12 protein-coding genes are annotated in these 18978 nt (G+C 58.4%); all 12 read right to left on the reverse strand.

Annotated elements, in window-relative coordinates; all coding sequences use genetic code 11:
• Window position 1: 1 nt before the first annotated feature.
• Window positions 2-883 (reverse strand): transglutaminase family protein, encoded by an 882-nt coding sequence (locus tag LG203_RS00745; protein WP_230344048.1) that lies wholly within the window; start codon window positions 881-883, stop codon window positions 2-4.
• A 6-nt stretch (window positions 884-889) separates the two neighbouring features.
• Window positions 890-3430 (reverse strand): circularly permuted type 2 ATP-grasp protein, encoded by a 2541-nt coding sequence (locus tag LG203_RS00750; RefSeq protein ID WP_230344049.1) that lies wholly within the window; start codon window positions 3428-3430, stop codon window positions 890-892.
• Window positions 3431-3439: 9 nt separating this feature from the next.
• On the reverse strand, window positions 3440-6727 hold the full coding sequence (locus LG203_RS00755; RefSeq protein ID WP_230344050.1) for a transglutaminase family protein: 3288 nt from the start codon (window positions 6725-6727) through the stop codon (window positions 3440-3442).
• A gap of 325 nt (window positions 6728-7052) precedes the next feature.
• Window positions 7053-7358 (reverse strand): hypothetical protein, encoded by a 306-nt coding sequence (locus LG203_RS00760; RefSeq protein ID WP_230344051.1) that lies wholly within the window; start codon window positions 7356-7358, stop codon window positions 7053-7055.
• Window positions 7359-7374: 16 nt separating this feature from the next.
• Window positions 7375-10089 (reverse strand): nitrate reductase, encoded by a 2715-nt coding sequence (locus LG203_RS00765; protein WP_230344052.1) that lies wholly within the window; start codon window positions 10087-10089, stop codon window positions 7375-7377.
• 136 nt (window positions 10090-10225) lie between these two features.
• Window positions 10226-10540: a nitrite reductase small subunit NirD gene (gene nirD, locus LG203_RS00770; protein WP_013441169.1), complete on the reverse strand. Its 315-nt coding sequence runs from the start codon at window positions 10538-10540 to the stop codon at window positions 10226-10228.
• Window positions 10541-10647: 107 nt separating this feature from the next.
• Window positions 10648-12342 carry a bifunctional protein-serine/threonine kinase/phosphatase gene (locus tag LG203_RS00775; protein ID WP_230344053.1) on the reverse strand — a complete coding sequence of 565 codons (1695 nt, stop codon included), beginning with the start codon at window positions 12340-12342 and terminating at the stop codon, window positions 10648-10650.
• 7 nt (window positions 12343-12349) lie between these two features.
• Window positions 12350-13561 (reverse strand): nitrate/nitrite transporter, encoded by a 1212-nt coding sequence (locus LG203_RS00780; protein WP_230344054.1) that lies wholly within the window; start codon window positions 13559-13561, stop codon window positions 12350-12352.
• Between the two features lie 79 nt (window positions 13562-13640).
• Window positions 13641-16067: a nitrite reductase large subunit NirB gene (gene nirB / locus LG203_RS00785; RefSeq protein ID WP_230344055.1), complete on the reverse strand. Its 2427-nt coding sequence runs from the start codon at window positions 16065-16067 to the stop codon at window positions 13641-13643.
• 23 nt (window positions 16068-16090) lie between these two features.
• Window positions 16091-16837 carry a uroporphyrinogen-III C-methyltransferase gene (cobA, locus tag LG203_RS00790; RefSeq protein ID WP_230344056.1) on the reverse strand — a complete coding sequence of 249 codons (747 nt, stop codon included), beginning with the start codon at window positions 16835-16837 and terminating at the stop codon, window positions 16091-16093.
• A gap of 48 nt (window positions 16838-16885) precedes the next feature.
• Window positions 16886-17554 (reverse strand): type IV pili methyl-accepting chemotaxis transducer N-terminal domain-containing protein, encoded by a 669-nt coding sequence (locus LG203_RS00795; protein ID WP_230344057.1) that lies wholly within the window; start codon window positions 17552-17554, stop codon window positions 16886-16888.
• 80 nt (window positions 17555-17634) lie between these two features.
• Window positions 17635-18954, reverse strand: coding sequence for an alginate export family protein (locus LG203_RS00800; protein ID WP_230344058.1), 1320 nt, complete (start codon window positions 18952-18954; stop codon window positions 17635-17637).
• Window positions 18955-18978: the final 24 nt, after the last annotated feature.

Here is an 18978-nt window from a genome sequence, read left to right on the forward strand (position 1 = left end):
CTTAATGCTGCTCGATGGGGGTCACGGTGACGCTGACATCCAGCTGCTGGGCGCCCCCACCCAATACCACGCCGCGCATGGGCGAAATATCGCTGAAATCCCGCCCCCAGGCGATGGTGATGTGATCCGTCTGCACCACGCAATTGTTGGTCGGATCAAAATCCACCCAACCCATATCCGGACAGTAAACCGAGGCCCAGGCATGCGAGGCATCGGCGCCGATCAGACGCTCCTGACCTTCTGGAGGCGTTGTCAGGATATAACCGCTGACATAACGGCAGGCCAGCCCCAGGCTGCGCAGGCAGGCAATCATCAGATGCGCAAAATCCTGGCATACGCCACGGCGCCCGGCCAGCACCTCCGATAATGGGGTGGAAATGCTGGTGGCCTGATCGTCAAACTCAAAATCCTGGTAGATACGCTGGGTCAGGTCCAGTGCGGCTTCCAGCAAGGGTCTGCCAGGCGTGAAGCTGGGGGCTGCGTAGTTCGCCAGGGTATGGTGGCGGCCCGCCTTGGGCGAGCTGAACAGAAATGGCTGAGCCTCAATATGCGTGTTGTAATGCTGTATCAGATCCTCTTTCACAAACTCCCAGCTCGGACTTTGGCTTAATGACGCCGGCAGCAGGCGGGGCAGTACTTCCACGGTGGATTCGGAAGTCACGGAAAGCGTCTGGTGTGGGCTGTAAATGGAGAAATACAAGCGGGAATTACCAAAGTAATCCAGCCGCTGTGATGTCTCACTGGGATTGGGGGAGATGGTAATTTGATGCGCCAGTGTGTTTTGCCAGGCCAGGTGCCTTGGCGTCATGTGCAGCATGTGCTGTGACAAGGTCACATCAAAATCGTACTGGTACGCGGTCTGGTGCTGGATGTGATAGCGCATGGCGGTTTAGTTGGCGGTGGTGTCCGAGAAGCTGAAAAAACGATGTCCCAGCTGAAGGGAAATTTCCACGCTGGCCTGATAGGTATCCGCCAGCCAAGACATCAGTTCCGGGCTGTTGTGATGAAAAGATGCATCCACATCAAACGCGCGCAGGCTTTCCATACGTTCCATCATGCGTCCTTCGCCGCCGCCGCCGTTGTAGGCAGATGATATTTGCGACAGGTATTTCACCAGTCCACGCAACTGGAACATCATCGCATTCGGATTGTTTTCATCAATCAGCAACAGATAAAGCACCGGTAGCCATTCTGGCTGCGCGGCATAGCGTGCGCGATAGGTGACGATGGAGTCCGTTAGCTCCAGCAGCCAGTCCAGGCTGCTTTCAGCAGGCATGGCCAATGCCTTCTGCAACAGAATGCACAAAAACTGCAAGCGCTCGATGCGGCGCCCCAGCGACAGAAAGCGCCAACCTTGATCGCGCGTCATGCTATCCAGGGTAAAGCCGGAGATGGTCACCAGCGACATATTGGTTTCATCCAATACCGCCAGCGCCTCACTCAGGGATGCTTGCGAATGTCGCTCGGCAAAGCGCAGATGCAGCTGGTTGATCAGCCGCCAGTGGTCGCCGGACAGACGCTCGCGCAAACTGAAAGCCAGCTGGAAGAACTGCGTGATATGACTGGCAAGGCTGGAGCTGTCATCGGCAAAAATGGCCGCAATCAGCAGGCATTCGATGGCATTTTCATCCTCGGCGAACAGCGGGTAATTGTTATCGTTGTCTTCATCTTCATCGGCTGGCATCAGGTTATACCAGATGCACATGGCCTTGACTGTGGGCCACTCCACGGCGCGATGCTCGGGCGAGAAATCCAGCAGGTAGTGGATGGCTGTGCGCAGAAGTCGCGTGGCATGGTAGCTGCGTACCGAATGCCGGCCAAACCAGAACAGATTTTCAATGACGCGGCTGGAAAGGTGAATGTTGTCATGTACCAGCCCGGCGCTGGAAGTAGTCTTGCGCAGCAGGCTAGGCGTATTGGGCTTGAACTCGGGCGTGATCACCCAGGTATCTTTGCTGCAGCCGCTGCCTTGCATGGTGATCACGCGTTTGTTGGCGCTGCTGGCTACCCGCGTCAGGCCGCCAGGCATGACGATATAGCCGTTGGGCGTGGCACAGGCAAATACCCGCAGCCCTACCGACTGCGCCTGCATTTGCTGCAATTGACTATTCCAGACCGGTGCCTGCGATACCTTGACCAGCTCCTGCGCCAGGTAGTTTTCCGGGTTCGCACGCAATTGGGCGATCAGTTCTTCGCGTGCTGCGCCGTCCAGATCCTGGCCGTAAATCATGATTTCACGCGTATGCAAAAAGGCATTCTTGATCAGGAGGCGATCCAGATTGGCAATCACGGTTTCCAGTGCCTGGGGCTCGCCGCACCACCAGGTGGCCACCGAGGGCAACATCAGCGGCTGTTTGAGCAGATGCTGGCTGAGCGCGGGTAAAAAGCCCATCAGCGCGCCCGATTGCAGCACATTGCTGCCGAGACTGTTCGCCAGCAGTACATGACCGCGGCGGGCGACTTCGGTGAGGCCTGCAATGCCCAGCAGGGACTCCGCATTCAATTCCAGCGGGTCGCAGTAAATATCGTCAAGCCGCCTCAGGATGGCATGCACAGGCTTGAGGCCTGCCAGTGTTTTCAGCCAGACCACGCCTTCGCGTACGGTGAGATCATTTCCCTGTACCAATGGAAAGCCCAGATAACCTGCCAGATAGGATTGCTCATGATAGGTTTCATTGAACGGCCCCGCCGTCAGGATGACCGTGAGGGGCTGCTCACTCGGGCTCAGTGGGGCGATGTTGGGGTTGGCTTGCGACTGTCGATAAGCGCAGGCGCGCCCCCAGTGGGCCAGGCTATCGCGCAGGCTGGCAAAGAATCCGCTCAGGCGCTGGATATTGAGATCACGAAACAGATCGGGAAACACACTGGAAATGACCATGCGGTTTTCCAGCGCATAGCCAGTGCCCGCAGGTGCCTGCGTGCGGTCCGATACCACCCACCAGCGGCCATCGGCCGAGCGCGCGAGGTCTACGGCATACATGTGCAAGGCGACGCCATCCGGTTGTGGAATGCCATGGCAGGGGCGCAGGAAACCAGCATTACCGTGTATGAGCGCTGGCGGCAGCATGCCTTGCGCCATCAGCGTCTGTTCGCCGTAAATGTCGCGCAGTACGGTATTGAGGATAGTGGCGCGCTGAATGACGGCGGCTTCAATATGCGCCCATTCATCCTGCGGCAGGATAAACGGCAGGGGGTCCAGATCCCACGGGCGTTGACCGCCCTGGGTGTCGGCGTAGGCGTTATAGGTCAGGCCGTTTTCGTAGACCAGTCGACGCACGTTTTCAACGCGCTTGCGCATCTCGGCAGGCTCTTCACCACTTAAGGAGTCAATGAGTGGCTGCCAGTGAGGGCGAGGCGTTCCAGGCGATTGCAGCAGCTCGTTATGAGAGTTTGCCGCAAACGGGTATTCGTTCAGTATCGAAGACAGCATGGCGCAATATTAAACAGCTTGCCACCGCAGGTCGAGCGTAAACGGGAATTTCGGGTTGCGCGGCTCTTCTGCAATCGAGACCGGGCCCGGGGTATGTCCATGATCCCAGAAGCGGGTAAAGCGTCGGGCTTCGGCCTCAAAGGCATTGACCGGGAAGCTGTCGTAATTGCGTCCACCGGGATGGCTGACATGGTAGGTACAGCCACCTATTGCCCGGCCGCTCCAGGTATCGACCAGATCAAACACCAGCGGCACATGCGGCGCGATGGTGGGATGCAGCGCGGACCAGGGGCTCCAGGCGCGGAAGCGTACGCCCGCAACATACTCGCCGGCAATGCCGGTGGCCTGCAGCGGCAAGGGCCTGCCATTGCAGGTAACGATGTGGCGGCCATCCGTGAGGCCGCGCACGCGCAACTGCATGCGCTCAACCGAGGAATCCACATAGCGCGAGGTACCGCCGCCGCTCATTTCTTCGCCCAGTACATTCCAGGGCTCGATGGCCTGGCGCAGTTCGAGCTCCACGCCGTGGTAATTCACCGTGCCGTAACGCGGGAAGCGGAATTCGACAAAAGGATCAAACCAGTGTTTTTCAAAGGCATAGCCTGCCTCGCGCAGATCAGCCACTACATCGGCAATATCCTGCGCAATAAAATGCGGCAGCATCCAGCGATCATGCAGTTCGGTGCCCCAATGCACCAGCTTGCCCTGATAAGGCTTGCGCCAGAAGTGCGCGACCAGCGCCCGCAACAGCAGCATTTGCAGCAGGCTCATGCGGGCATGAGGTGGCATTTCAAAGGCGCGGAACTCCACCAGACCCAGGCGGCCGGTCGGGCCATCGGGCGAATAGAGTTTGTCGATGGAAAATTCGGAGCGGTGCGTATTCCCCGTCAGATCCACCAGCAGATTGCGCAGCAGGCGGTCTACCAGCCACGGGCGCTCGCTCTCCTTGGTATCCGGCAATACCTTGTCCATCTGTTGGAAGGCAATCGCCAGTTCATAAAGATTATCGTCACGCGCTTCATCCACCCGTGGCGCCTGGCTGGTGGGGCCGATAAAAGTCCCCGAAAAAAGATAGGACAAGGCCGGGTGGTTTTGCCAGTAGGTAATCAGGCTTTTCAACACATCCGGTCGGCGCAGCATGGGGCTGTCGGCTGGGGTGGCACCGCCCAGGGTGGCATGATTACCGCCGCCGGTGCCAGTGTGACGGCCATCCAGCATGAATTTCTCGGTGCCCAGTCGGGTCTGGCGGGCTTCTTCATACAGCGTCGTGACGTTACCTACCAATTCCTGCCAGCTCGATGCCGGGTGAATATTGACCTCGATCACGCCGGGATCAGGCGTGACGCTGAGCGACTTGATGCGGGCATCGCGTGGTGGTGGGTAGCCTTCCAGCCAAAGCTTGAACTGATGTTTGGCCGCAGTGGCTTCAACCGCAGCCACCAGAGTCAGGTAGTCCTCAATGCGTGACACGGGTGGCATGAATACATGCAGCCGCCCGCCACGCACCTCCACGCAAAGCGCGGTGTGCACCACTTCGCGGGCTTCAGGTTTGATGCTGGCTTTGCCCGGCTTGTTGCGTGCCAAAGGTTTTTCCGGCAACGCTTCTTTGGCTTCAAAGGGGTCTACCGCAAATTCAGGTTCGACGTCGTCTGGCAACACCCAGGGCAGTGAGGCGAGCGGCAGGCGCAGGCCCATGGGCGAGTCGCCGCTCAACAGGTAAAGATGTTCGCGACGCAATGGCCATTTGCTGCTGCGCCAGGTGGTGGATTTACTGGAGGATTCCGGTTTGAGCGGAATCACATAGCCTGCGGCCTTGCCGAGTCCGACTTCCAGCAGTTGTGCCAGACGTTTGCGCTCTTCGCTGGCAGCAAGGTCGGCCTGCAGGGGGTCAATGTTGTCTGGCAGACGTTGCTCCAGCAAGGCTTGCTGCATGACATCCTCATAGGCTTCTATCATGCAGGCCGCGGGCAGGCCCAATGTGTCTACCAGACTGCTTGCGAATTGCCTGGCCTCGGCCACATCGTAATTCTCCGGCTGGCCATCCCTGGAAAATAGCGAGGCATCATTCCACATGGGCTGGCCATCCACACGCCAATACATATTGATGGCCCACCGTGGCAAAGGCTCGCCTGGGTACCATTTGCCCTGGCCATAATGCAGCAGGCCACCTTGGCTAAAGCGCTCTTTCAGCCGGAGTGCCAGCTTGCCAGCCAGCTCGCGTTTCTTGTCGCCATGCGCCTGGGTGTTCCACTCCGGGCCATCCATGTCATCTATCGATACAAAGGTGGGCTCGCCGCCCTGTGTCAGCCGCACATCCTGCTTTTGCAGATCACGGTCTACCTGCTGACCAATCTGGTCTATCTTTTCCCAGTCTTCTTCACTGTAGGGTTTGGTGACGCGCGGGTCTTCGTGTATGCGCGTGACGCTCATTTCATGGTGAAACGTGACTTCGGCAATATCGGTAAAGCCGGTCACCGGCGCAGCCGAGGCGGGCATGGCGGTACACGCCAGCGGAATATGGCCTTCGCCAGCCAGCAAGCCGGAGGTCGGGTCCAGGCCTATCCATCCGGCGCCGGGAATATACACTTCGGTCCAGGCATGCAGATCGGTGAAGTCCACCTCGGTGCCACTGGGGCCATCCAATGCCTTGATGTCGGCGGTGAGCTGAATCAGATAGCCGGAGACAAAGCGCGCCGCCAGACCAAGATGACGCAGGATCTGCACCAGCAACCAGGCGCTGTCGCGGCAGGAGCCACTTCGTTTTTCCAGCGTTTCTTCCGGCGTTTGCACCCCGGGTTCCATGCGTACCAGATAGCCGATATCGCCTTGCAGACGTTGGTTGATGGCGACCAGAAAATTGGCGATGGTGAGCGGCGCCGTCAATAACTGACTGCGCGTGTCGTCTAGCCATTTGGCCAGTCTGGGGCCTGCCGGTTCTGCTTTCAGGTAGGGGGCGAGTTCGTATTCCAGTTGTTCGGTATAGGCAAAAGGGAATTGCTCAGCGTATTTTTCCACGAAAAAATCGAACGGGTTGATGACCGTCATGTCGGCCACCAGGGTCACCGTGAAATCGAGGCTGGTGACTTTTTCCGGGAACACAAAGCGTGCAATGTAATTGCCGTACGGATCCTGCTGCCAATTGATGAAGTGCTTTTCCGGGTTCACCGTCAGTGAGTAAGACAACACCGGCGTGCGCGCGTGGGCCGCGGGTTTGAGTCGTACTTCATGCGGGGAGAGATTAACCAGACGGTCAAATGTGTAGCTGGTCTTGTGGTGCAATGCAACGCGTATGGCCATGCGAATCCTTCACAACTGTTCTTAAGTTCACAAGTCTTGGGTCACGAATCTTTGAATCACGAATCTTTGGGTCACGAACGTTCTTGGACTTATTCAGATGGCAGGCCAACATGACCTGCCACGGCCATGAATACCAGCATGAACCATGCCAGCAAACGACTGCTGAGCCTGTTTTCAGGCTGTGGGGGAATAGCGTGGTATTGCTTCAGCCCAGCGCACACCGGGAGTGAAGACTAACTTGGCTGGTAGTATGCGCTGGATCGAGGAATTAAACCGTGCTCTTTAAAAAATGAAGCCATTTCAAAGGGCACGTATCAGGAATGACTTAACGACCCTTGCCGCTCATGGAGCCGCGGTTGTAATCCTTGTCGCCTTGCGGAATGCAACGACCAAAGCCGAGGAAGCCGCCTTGCATATTGGATGGACAGCCCTGGTTTTCCGGAAACTGCTTGGCGATTTCCTTGGCTTCTGCTGCTTTTGCCGTATCCACGAATTTCCAGCGGCCATTCGGGTGCAACACGACTTTCTCGCCCTTGTCGGTGGTGCCGGTGATGTCTTGCGGCTCACTGTCAGCGGCATGAGCAAAAGGAGTGAGGGCGGCCAGCAGCAGGCCGAGGTATACGAATTTCATGGATTGTCCTTATGTATTAAGCGGCAGTTCTGCCGTGCAGTTGTACCAGTTTTTTCAGTTCGGGCACGCAGGAGCCGCATTGCGTACCGCACTTGAGCTTGTTTTGCAGGGTAATGAAATCAGCGCCCATCTCTATGGTATCAATAATTTCGTTCTCTGCCACATTCAGACAATTGCACACGATTTTGCCGCGACTCCGTTGGCCGGTGGGCGGTGCACTCAGCGGCGCCAGTGCCCAGCGCCTGAGTTCATCGCTGAACTGGCCTTCCGTCATCACTTCGCGCAGCCATTCGGCGGCCAGGGTTTCGCCTATCAGCCGCACCCCGGTTACTTGCTGGCGACCTGTCGCGGCGTCGGGCTCCACCAGAATACGCTTGCTGATGCCGCGCCGCGCATCCTGATAATTCAGCATGGGCGCGCCTTCTGTCATGCCCAGCAGCGCATCCAGCGCATCAATCACCGCTGCGTCAGGTGGCGCATGATGGGCGGCTTGTAGCACGACCATGCCGTTGCCGCGCCCATAAAGCCCGCAACTCGCATAGTCGAAACCGGGCAGCAGGCGACGAATCGCTTCCAGCAAGTGCATGTCGTGGCAGTTGCGCATGACCGTCATCTGCCATGGCAGCTCGACTTTCTCCAGCTTGACCGCGGTGTGCTTGAGTTCGGGCTGGCGTGAGATTTTGTCAAAGGCGGAGGGCATGAGCGCATTGCAGCCCAGCCCGCTCATGAACTGACTGCCCCAGTGCATGGGAATAAAGCTCTGTGCAGGCTGGATCTCATCGGATGGTTGCGCCCGCAACGTCAGGCTGCCGCGTTTATTGCTCACCTTGACCAGGTCGCCGGGCTTGATGCCACGTCGCTCCATGTCGTTCTGGTTCAGCGAGATCACGGGTTCATCCACATGGTTGAACAGTTGGGCGACGGTGCCGGTGCGGCTCATGCCGTGCCACTGGTCGCGCAGGCGTCCGGTCAACAAATGCAAAGGTTGCCGCGCATCGGTTTTGTCCGCAGTGGGCTTGTAATGCGCAATATGAAATTGCGCGCGACCATCGGCTTTGGGGAAAATGCCATCGCTGTATAAGCGTTGTAAGCCAGTGCTCACCTTCTCATTGAGCGGCCACTGCTGTGGTCCTTGCGCATCCAGCAGCTGATAACTCAGGCCGGTGATATCCAGGTCACGACCGCGGGTGGATTCGCGGTGCTCATTGAAGATCGTCTCTGGCACCTGGTAGTTGAACAGCGTGTTTGCCTTGCCCAGGCGCTGTTCCAGACGTTGCGCAAAGTCGACCACGATCTCCCAGTCATGGCGGGCCGATCCCGGTTTGGCGACGGCTGGGGTGATGTGGGTGATGCGCCGCTCCGAGTTGGTGACGGTGCCTTCTTTTTCTCCCCAGCTGGTGGCGGGCAGCACCACATCGGCATAGATATTCGTATCCGTATTGCCATAGGCATCCTGCAATACCACCAGTTCGGCATTCCCCAGCGCGGCCCGTACCTGGTTGAGATCAGGCATGGAATGCGCCGGATTGGTGCAGGCGATCCAGATTGCCTTGATTTCGCCTGATTTCAGGGCATCGAACATGTCGACGGCCGTCTTGCCTGGCGTCGCGGGCACATCCTCCACACCCCACAGCGCGGCCACCTCGGCGCGGTGCTGCGGATTATCCAGATCACGGTGGCCGGATAGCAGATTCGCCATGCCGCCCACTTCACGGCCGCCCATGGCATTGGGCTGGCCGGTAAGTGAAAAGGGCCCGGCGCCCGGTTTGCCGATCTGACCGGTGGCGAGGTGCAGGTTGATGAGGGCGGCGTTTTTATCGCTGCCATGAATAGACTGGTTGAGCCCCATGCAATACATGGAAAGTGAGGGACCGCTACCAAACCACTTGGCTGCCGTGACAAGATCGGCCTCGCGGATGCCGCAAATGTCCGCCACCATCTTCGGCGTGTATTCACGCACGGTTTCCTTGAGCGCATCAAAGCCGTTGGTGTGCTCGCGGATAAAGGCCTGATCCAGCATGCCCTCCCACAGCATGATGTGCAGCATGCCGTTGAACAGGGCAACGTCGGTGCCCGGCTGGATGGCGAGGTGCAGGTCAGCAAAGGTGGCGGTATCGGTACGGCGTGGGTCGACCACCACGATTTTCATGTCCGGATTGCGGGCCTTGGCATCTTCAATGCGGCGGAAAATGATGGGATGGGCATACGCGGTATTCGAGCCGGCGATGAAAAGGCAGGCGGTGTGGTCGATGTCTTCATAGCAGGCAGGCGGTGCATCGGCACCTAGCGTCAGTTTGTACCCACTCACGGCGGAACTCATGCACAGACGCGAATTGGTATCAACGTTGTTGGTGCCGATCAGGCCTTTGGCCAGTTTGTTGAAGACGTAATAATCCTCGGTCAGCAGCTGGCCGGAGATATAAAACGCCACGCTGTTGGGGCCATGCTGGCGTATGGTTTCGGCGAAGCGGTCTGCCACATGGTCGAGCGCCGTATCCCAATCGGCAGGCTGGCGCGGCGCCTGACGGCTGGTGCGCATTTCGGGTTGCAAGACGCGGGTATCCAGCTTGGCCGTGAGATGCAGCGTGGAGCCTTTGGTGCACAGGCGGCCAAAGTTCGCCGGATGGTCGGGATCGCCGCGCACGCCGGTAATGCGGTCATGTTCGCTGGTGATGATGACGCCGCAGCCAACGCCGCAATAACAACAGGTGGATCTGGTTTCTTTTAACATGATTCTGGGTACCGCTGGTTAAGGCCAACACGAGAGGAAAGGATAGCCCGCGCCTGTGCATGACGGGCAAGCCGGGCGGGTGACATTGATCCTCCATATCCGTGTTGCATGATCAAATGCATGGGGCGGACTGCCTTCAGGACGGAATGTCCAGGAAGACCATGCCGTCTTCTACCTTGACGGCAAAGCAGGCGGTTTCACCGACATCCGGCTCTTCGGCCTTGCCGTCGATCAGGCTGATTTTCCAACTATGCAGCGGGCAGGCCACCTTGTCACCATACACAATCCCTTGCGACAGCGGGCCACCTTTATGCGGACAGCTGTTATTCAGGGCAAATACGCGGTCATCCTCGGTGCGGAATACGCCGATATCGCCTTTGGCTGTGCGTACGACACGCGAGCCCAGCTTGGGAATATCAGTCAAAGGGGCAATTTTGGTCCAGGTACTCATAAAAAACTCCAAATCAAGAGATGACAACTCAACAACAAAAACACAATCACAAAACTTACTAAAAGACTCAACAAGGGCTGTCTTGCACTCGCCTCACCCCGGCGGCATTACGAGACGATCAACAGGTACAGCAGCATGAAATTCACCATCAGTGAAACCAGCGCAATCCACTGCCATTTCACCAGCCGCGCGCGGGCAATCAGCGGCGTGCGCGGTGGCGGCAAAATCGGCCGGGTTTCACCGATCTCCAATGCCAGCAGCATTTCTTCGGCGGTTTCAAAACGGTGCTCGGGCAGGCGCGCCACCGCTTTCAGCAGAATATTTTCCAGCCAGCGCGGAATCTCCGGCCGATAACGCGTAGGCGGCACCGGCTCGCCAAAACGCGGATGCTGGAAAGGCTCAATCTCGCCATACGGATATTTGCGCGTCAGCAGGTAATACAGGGTCACGCCCGCCGCATAAAGATCGCTGCTGACCGAGGCGCCGGCGCCATCAAACAGCTCGGGGGCCATGAAGCTGGGCGTGCCGGGGTTATCCATGCTGGCAATATGGCCGGTGACCGGGCTTAGGGCCACGCCCAGATCCAAGATACGCAAACGCTGATCCATCGCCATATGCAGATTGGCGGGCTTGATATCGCGATGCAGAATCTGCAGGCGGTGCAGGGCGCCCAGGCCACGCAGCAGGGCAATGCCAATGCTGGTAATGCCCGCGGTGGTGAAGTGATGGCCGTTATCCAGCCGGTGTTGCAGGGTGGCGCCCTCATGCCAGCTCATCACGTAATACAGCTGGCTGCGCTGTTCGGCCGTCAGTGGCAGCACTTGCGGCAGGTATTGCGATACCACGCGCTTGGCCAGCCATTCTTCATTAAGCAGGGCCTGGCAGCTGTCGCGGTCTTCCGCCAGCAAGGGTTGCAGGGTCTTGAGTACCCACAACTGGGTGGTGATGCGGTGACGCACTTTATAGATCAGGCTGGCGCGTGACTCATGCAAGACGCTCAGCACTTCAAACTGGTCGATGACGTCGCCTGCTTTCATCTTGGGCGGTACCCGCAAATGGCGGTGCTCGGCCAAGAGGTCCGTGAGGGTTTCCTCACCCAGTTGCACCACATGCGCCGCCAGCACGGTGGCATTGTCGTGGCCACCCTGGGCAATCGCCAGCCGGGTCAGCTCGTCGCAGATCAGCTGTGGGTTATCGTAAAGCCCCATGACATGATGCAGCGTCGCCTGGTCCAGCACATCCCATACGCCGTCGCTCATCAGCGCGTAAACATCGCCTACCTGCAGGGCGCCATCGGCATAGTCGACGGACAAATGCTGATCAAGGCCGATGGCCCGTTTCAGCACATGCCGCATGTCGGGGCGTTCCCACACATGGTCGGTGGTGAGTTGTTGCAATTCACCATGGCGCAGACGGTAAATGCGGGTATCGCCCACATGCGCCGAGTAAAAGCGCTGGCCGCGAAACACGATCAACGAAAGTGTGCTGGCCATGCCAGCAAAATCCTTGTGCTGCGCGGCTTGCGCCAGTAGCCAGCGGTTGGCGGCGATGATCACCTTGTCCAGCGCGCTATGCACTTCCCAGGTATCGGGCGTGGCGTAGTAATCGGACAAGATACTGCGCACGGTCATTTCGGCGGCTTCGCGTCCACCGGCATTGCCGCTGACGCCATCGGCCAGTGCGATCAGCGCGCCCTTGGTTTGCAGCTGCATGCCGGCCGGCGTCACCATGCCCGCAAAATCTTCATTGCGTTCACGCGGGCCGGTGGCCGTGCTTTGGCCGAGCAGCAATTGCAGCGACATGAAAACCCTAGACCTTGGCTGACGTTACCGCCGCCGAGCCCCAGGTAGTGCGCCAGCGTTTCTTGACGCTGGTGAGGCCGATCACCGCCAGGATGGCCAGACCGGCAAACACGGTCAGCCCGATCTGGTAGCTGCCCGTGACCTGCTTGGAGTAACCCAGGCTGGAAGCCAGATAGAATCCACCCACACCTCCGGCCATGCCTACCAGTCCGGTCATCACGCCGATTTCCTTGCGGAAGCGTTGCGGTACCAGCTGGAACACGGCGCCATTGCCCATGCCTAGCGCCAGCATGGCGGCGATGACGACAGCCAGCCCAGCCACTTGTTGCGCAGGGCCAAAGCTCAGGATAAACAGGAAAAACGCCGCGATCATATACATCGCTGTCAGCGTGCGGATACCACCGATGCGGTCGGCCAGATTGCCACCCAACGGACGTACCAGGGAGCCTGCAAACACGCATGCCGCCGTAAAGTAACCGGCATGCACCGGCGACAGGCCATATTGATCGTGGAAATAAATGGTGAGCGACGATGCCATGCCGACAAAACCGCCAAAGGTCACGCTGTAAAAAAACATGAACCACCAGGCGTCGCGGTCCTTCAGCACGGCCACGTACTGGCTGATGGACTTGGCGGCGGGGGCATCCGGCGCATCCTTGGCAAATAGCATATACACCACCAACGCAAACGCCAGCGGGATCAGCGCCAGGCCGAATACATTGTTCCAGCCGAAGGCAATCGCCAGCCCAGGCGCAAACAGGGCGGCCAGCGCGGTGCCGGAATTGCCTGCCCCGGCAATGCCCAGCGCCGTGCCTTGATGTTCAGGCGGATACCAGCGCGAAGCCAGCGGCAGCGCCACGGCAAAGGCCGCCCCGGCAAAGCCGAGAAACACGCCCAGTAGCAAAGTGTGCTGATAGCTGTGTATGCCATGCAACCATGCCACCAAGAGCGCGGCGATGACAATCAGCTGGCCGATCAGTCCGGCTTTTTTCGGCTTGATCTGGTCTACCAGCACGCCCATGACGATGCGGAGCAGCGCGCCTGCTAGTACGGGGGTAGCTACCATCAGGCCTTTTTGCGCAGGTGTGAGTTGCAGGTCGGTGGCGATCTGCACGGCCAATGGCCCCAGCAATACCCAGACCATGAAGCTCAGGTCAAAGTACAGGAAGGATGAAAACAGGGTGGGCTTGTGCCCGGCCTGCCAGAAACTTGTTTGCATGCGAATCTCCTCAGCAATGCCGGGTGCCAGCGCAGACTCAGGCTACCACAAGCCTGGGCCACGCATGGCACGCGGTGCGTTAAACGGTAATGGTGTCGAATTCCTTGTGCGTTTCGCGCTGGTTGGCACGTTCCGCCCACGGGTCTGTGGCGCCCTGCAGGGCAAACATCAGCCGCTCATAGGCGGCCTTGCGGCCTTCGGCGTCTTCCAGAATGCGCTTCTTCACATAATCCAGACCCACGCGTTCTATCCAGTGCACAGTGCGGTCAAGGTAGCGCGCTTCTTCACGGTAAATCTGGATAAAGGCACCGGAATACTCGATGACTTCTTCCGCCGTTTTTACCTTGCACAGGAACTGCGCAACTTCGGTCTTGATGCCGCCGTTGCCGCCGACATAAATTTCCCAGCCGGAATCCACGCCAATCACGCCCACATCCTTGATGCCGGATTCGGCGCAGTTGCGCGGGCAGCCGGAGACGGCAAATTTCACCTTGTGTGGCGCCCACATGTGGTCAAAGGCTTTTTCGATATCAATGCCGAGCTGGGTGGAATTCTGCGTGCCAAAGCGGCAGAACTCGGAGCCGACGCAGGTTTTCACCGTGCGGATGCTCTTGCCATAGGCGTAGCCGGACGGCATGTCGAGGTCTTTCCACATATCCAGCAGGTCTTCCTTCTTCACGCCCAGCAAGTCAATGCGCTGACCGCCGGTGACCTTGACCATGGGCACGGCATACTTGTCGGCCACATCGGCAATCTTGCGCAGCTGGTCTGGCGTGGTGACGCCGCCATACATGCGCGGCACCACGGAATACGTACCATCTTTCTGGATATTGGCGTGCACGCGTTCATTAATAAATCTTGATTGCGGATCATCCTTGGCTTCGTGCGGCCAGGTAGAGATCAGATAGTAGTTCAGCGCCGGGCGGCAGGTAGCGCAGCCATTCGGCGTCCGCCAGCCCATGCCTTTCATGGCATCGGGAATGCTGAGGTATTTGTGCTTGCGGATTTCATCGCGCACTTCTTCGTGGTTGAAGTCGGTGCAGCCACATACCGCCTTGGAGGTGGAAGGCGGGGCATAGCCGCCGCCCAGCGTGGAAGCCAGAATCTGCTCGACCAGCCCGGTGCAGGAGCCGCAACTGGAGCCGGCCTTGGTCTGTTTCTTGACTTCATCTATGGTAAACAGGCCCTGGCTCTTGATCGCCTTGACGATGGTGCCCTTGCATACGCCATTGCAGCCGCAGACTTCCATTTCGTCGGTCATGCTGGAGGCTTTATCCTGGCCCTGGTGGCCGGTATTGCCCAGGCTGTCCTGGCCGAACATCAGGTGGTCACGAATCTCGTGAATAGGCTTGCCATCGCGCAGCAGCTGGAAGTACCAGCTGCCGTCGGTGGTGTCGCCATAGAGCACGCTGCCGATGATTTTGTCATCTTTGATGACGAGTTTTTTGTAAACCCCGCCAACTGCATCGTGTAAAACAATTTCCTCGGAGCCTTCCGTCCCGCTGAAGTCGCCTGCCGAGAACAGATCAATGCCCGTCACCTTGAGCTTGGTGGAGGTCACCGAGCCCTTGTAGAGGCCAATGCCGAAATTGGCCAGATGGGTGGCGCAGACTTTTGCCATTTCGAACAAGGGGGCGACCAGACCATAACTGATGCCGCGGTGGGCCACGCATTCGCCTACGGAGTAGATGCGCGGATCATAGGTCTGCATGGTGTCATTGACCACAATGCCGCGGTTGCAATGGATGCCAGCCGATTCGGCCAGCGCATAGTTGGGACGTATGCCCACCGCCATTACCACCAGATCGGCGGCAATCTCGCTGCCATCCTTGAAACGCACGCCGGTCACCCGGCCGTTTTCACCCAGAATCTGTTCCGTGTGCTTTTCCAGGAGAAAGCTAAGGCCCTTGGCTTCCAGCGATTTTTGCAGCATTTTGCCTGCGGTCTTGTCCAGCTGGCGTTCCAGCAGCCAGCTGCCGATATGTACCACGGTGACATCCATGCCCTGAATCTTGAGACCGTTGGCAGCCTCGAGGCCCAGCAGGCCGCCGCCAATCACTACCGCATGCTTGTGCGTCCTGGCGGTCTCTATCATGGTGTCTACGTCTTTAATGTCGCGGAAACCGATCACGCCATCCAACTCCTTGCCGGGAATCGGCAGCATGAACGGCGTAGAACCGGTGGCCAGCAGCATGCGGTCGTATTCGGCCTCGGTGCCATCTTCGGCATAGGCAATGCGGCGCGTGCGGTCTATCTTCACAATGCGCTTGCCGGTATGCAGCGTGATGTTGTGCTCGGCATACCATTCGCGTGTATTCAGGATGATGTCATCGATGGTCTGCTCGCCTGCCAATACGGGCGAGAGCATGATGCGGTTGTAGTTGGGGTGCGGCTCATCGCCAAACACGGTGATTTCATAGAGATCCGGGGCTATCTTAAGCAGCTCTTCTACGGTTCTCATGCCAGCCATGCCATTGCCGACAACGACCAGTTTCATTTTCTTCATACTCTTCTCCTACCTCTTAAAAATCACGCAGCAGCAACGGCTGCCACGTCCAGGTTCAGTTGTGCCAGGCGTACCACATCGCCCACCACGATAATGGCCGGGCTACCCAGGCCCGCCTGCTTTACCGCCATGGGCAGCATGCCCAGGCTGGTGACGACTTGCTGCTGCTCCGGCAAGCTGCCTTGCTGGATCGCCGCCGCCGCCGTCTCCGCCGATAATCCCGCTGCCAGCAGCTCACTGACGATGCTGGCGAGATGCTTCATGCCCATGTAAATCACCAGCGTAGTGCCGCTGGCGGCCAGTGCCTGCCAGTTGGGTTGCTCGCCATCGCGGGTATGGCCGGTCACCAGCGTGACGCCATGCGTGTACTCGCGATGTGTGACCGGCACGCCAATCGCCGCCGCGGCAGCAATGCCACTGGTAATGCCGGGGATGATGTCGACTGCAATGCCAGCGGCACGCAGCTCCAGCATTTCTTCACCGCCACGGCCGAACAGGAAGGGATCGCCGCCCTTGAGGCGGGCCACGATCTGACCCTGCTCGGCGAGCGATACCATCAGGCGATTGATGAAGTGCTGCGGAGTCGACTTGCAGCCGCCGCGCTTGCCCACTTCCACAATGCGCGCCTGGGGTGCATGCGCCAGCAGGGCGCGGTTCACCAAGTCATCCACTAGCACCACATCGGCTGCCTGCAATGCCTTCACTGCCTTGAGCGTGATCAGCTCTGGATCCCCGGGACCTGCCCCTATCAAATACACTTTTCCTGCCATCGCATTCACCGTTTCAATCTTGATACATTGTGTTCAAGGCCCGTCGCATTAGCGCTGGGCCGACTTCATGGCGCTGACGATCAGCTCGTCCAGCTCGCCCGTGATGGCGGTAAGCACACCGGCCACCACCGAAAATTCCTTGCCAGCATCGCCCGCCCGCGCTGCCATGATCTGCGCATTGACCGACACGATTTTGGCCTGCTTGGCGATCTGCTGGATGTTGCCCATCAGCGCCCTGTGCTCTTTTTGCTGGGCATGGGCATGTTGTTTGGCTTCCGCCTCATACACCTGTGTAATCTGGTTGAGCAGGTTCACCAGCGGGGTGGCCTGCTTGCCAAGTTCTTCTACCAGGGCGACGGCAGCTTGCGTGCCCAGGGCCTCTATTGCTGACCGGGCTTGCAGGATGAACGCGCGGATACGTTTGTCCGCTTGCTGTTCGCCAAAATAGATGGCCTGCAGCGCGGGGAAAAATACCCCGGGCAAGGTGGCATTGCCTTTGGTCAGCTCACCATGGCTGGTCTCAAACAGCGCGAGTGCCTGCTGGGCCACGGCCACGGCTTCTTCATGCTGTTGCGTGGCCAGAATCGCGTTGAGGATGATGCGTTGCGACAACATGCGCTGGCGCCCGGCAAGGTTGATCAGCGAGCTGAATGTCTCGGCGCTGACGGCCTTGGGCTCTGCGCGGTGCGGGCGGCGATGTTGTAAAACAGTATTCATGCATGCATCCATCGTGGGGTTGGTAAACGGTATCTGCATCGCAGGATGCAGATACCCATGGGCTATTCCTTCAGCAAGGGCTAGAAGGTATACATGGCAGTCAGCCACACCTTCTCGGTATCGGCCTTACGTGCGGTTGCCAGCGCCAGGCGATCGTCTTCCTTAAAGTTGGCATATTCCGCTTTCAGCATCAGCTTGCTGTTCACGTTCCAGGTCGCGCCCAGATCCAGCTCTTTGCCGTACTTGTCGCCAAAGCCACCACCAAATTTGGCAAAATCCTCATCCGAGGTGAACACGTGGTACTCGGCCTGCAGCAACACGCTGTCGACAGGCTTGCCGCCAAAGCTGATGTAGTTGTCCTTGATGCCGAAGCGTGGCGTGACCAGGAACTGGTCGGCCCAGCCCTGGAACAGGTGGTTGGTGCCGAATGGGGTCTGGAAGGCATACAAGCCATCGTTGCTCGAAAGCAGCTCGTGATCGAAACGCACATACCAGGTGCCGTACATGGCGCCGCCGCCAAGACGGGCATAGTGGGCATCGATGTTCTTGTCGCCGCCGGAGTAATCGGTCTGCTTGGCGTACTCGGCGGTGTAGAGCACTTTCCAGTCGTCATTGACCTTGCGGGTGCCGTCGAGGCGCAGGCCCAGGGTTTTGTTTGACGCGTCGGCGCCGGCGCCAAGGTTGTTGTTCTGGTTGAAGCCGAGATCGTTGAAGTTGTTGAAGTAGCCATAACCCACAAGCGACTCGCTGGGAGAAATGCGGTACTTGATATTGGCAATGTCGAGATTGCCATTGCGCATTTTCTCCGTGATCTGCTTTACACGTTCAAAGTGCGCCAGATAGATTTCGGTGTCCTTGATGCTCTTGTTTTCCAGCGCAATACCATCAAACACCTGCATGACCTGGCGGAACTCGACATTGCCGATGAAACGGACGTTATCCAGCTTCACTGACTGGCGACCCAGGCGGATCTTGTTGTTCTTGATGCCCGTCCAGTCCACATACACCTGGTTGATATCGGTGTTGTCCGGATCAACGATGGCGGGGTAATTGCCCATGCCAGGCTGCGGCTGGTTCATGGCACGGTCGTCATAGTCATCTATCGCCTTGGAGACATTGATCAGCTGAATGCCAAAACTGAAGTTTTTGTAAGGCGCCGTCTGCCAGCCAACCAGGCTGCGCAGTGTCAGGCCTTCGCCGGTTTCCGAGCGGTTGGCCTGATCCACGTTTTCATAGCGCAGGCGAAAGCTGGTGAGGTTCTTGCCGGTCTTGATGGCGTCCATGAAGGTATATTCCGGCAGGGCTTCTTCGGCGCTGGCCACGGGAGCCTGCAGGGCAGCCATGCCCAACAGCAGGGCAATGCTGGCTTGACTCAGTGTGAAACTCGAATTACTTTGCATGTGTTGCTCCTTTTTTCTGATGAG

Source organism: Methylovorus mays (assembly GCF_020531915.1).
Classification (GTDB): domain Bacteria; phylum Pseudomonadota; class Gammaproteobacteria; order Burkholderiales; family Methylophilaceae; genus Methylovorus; species Methylovorus mays.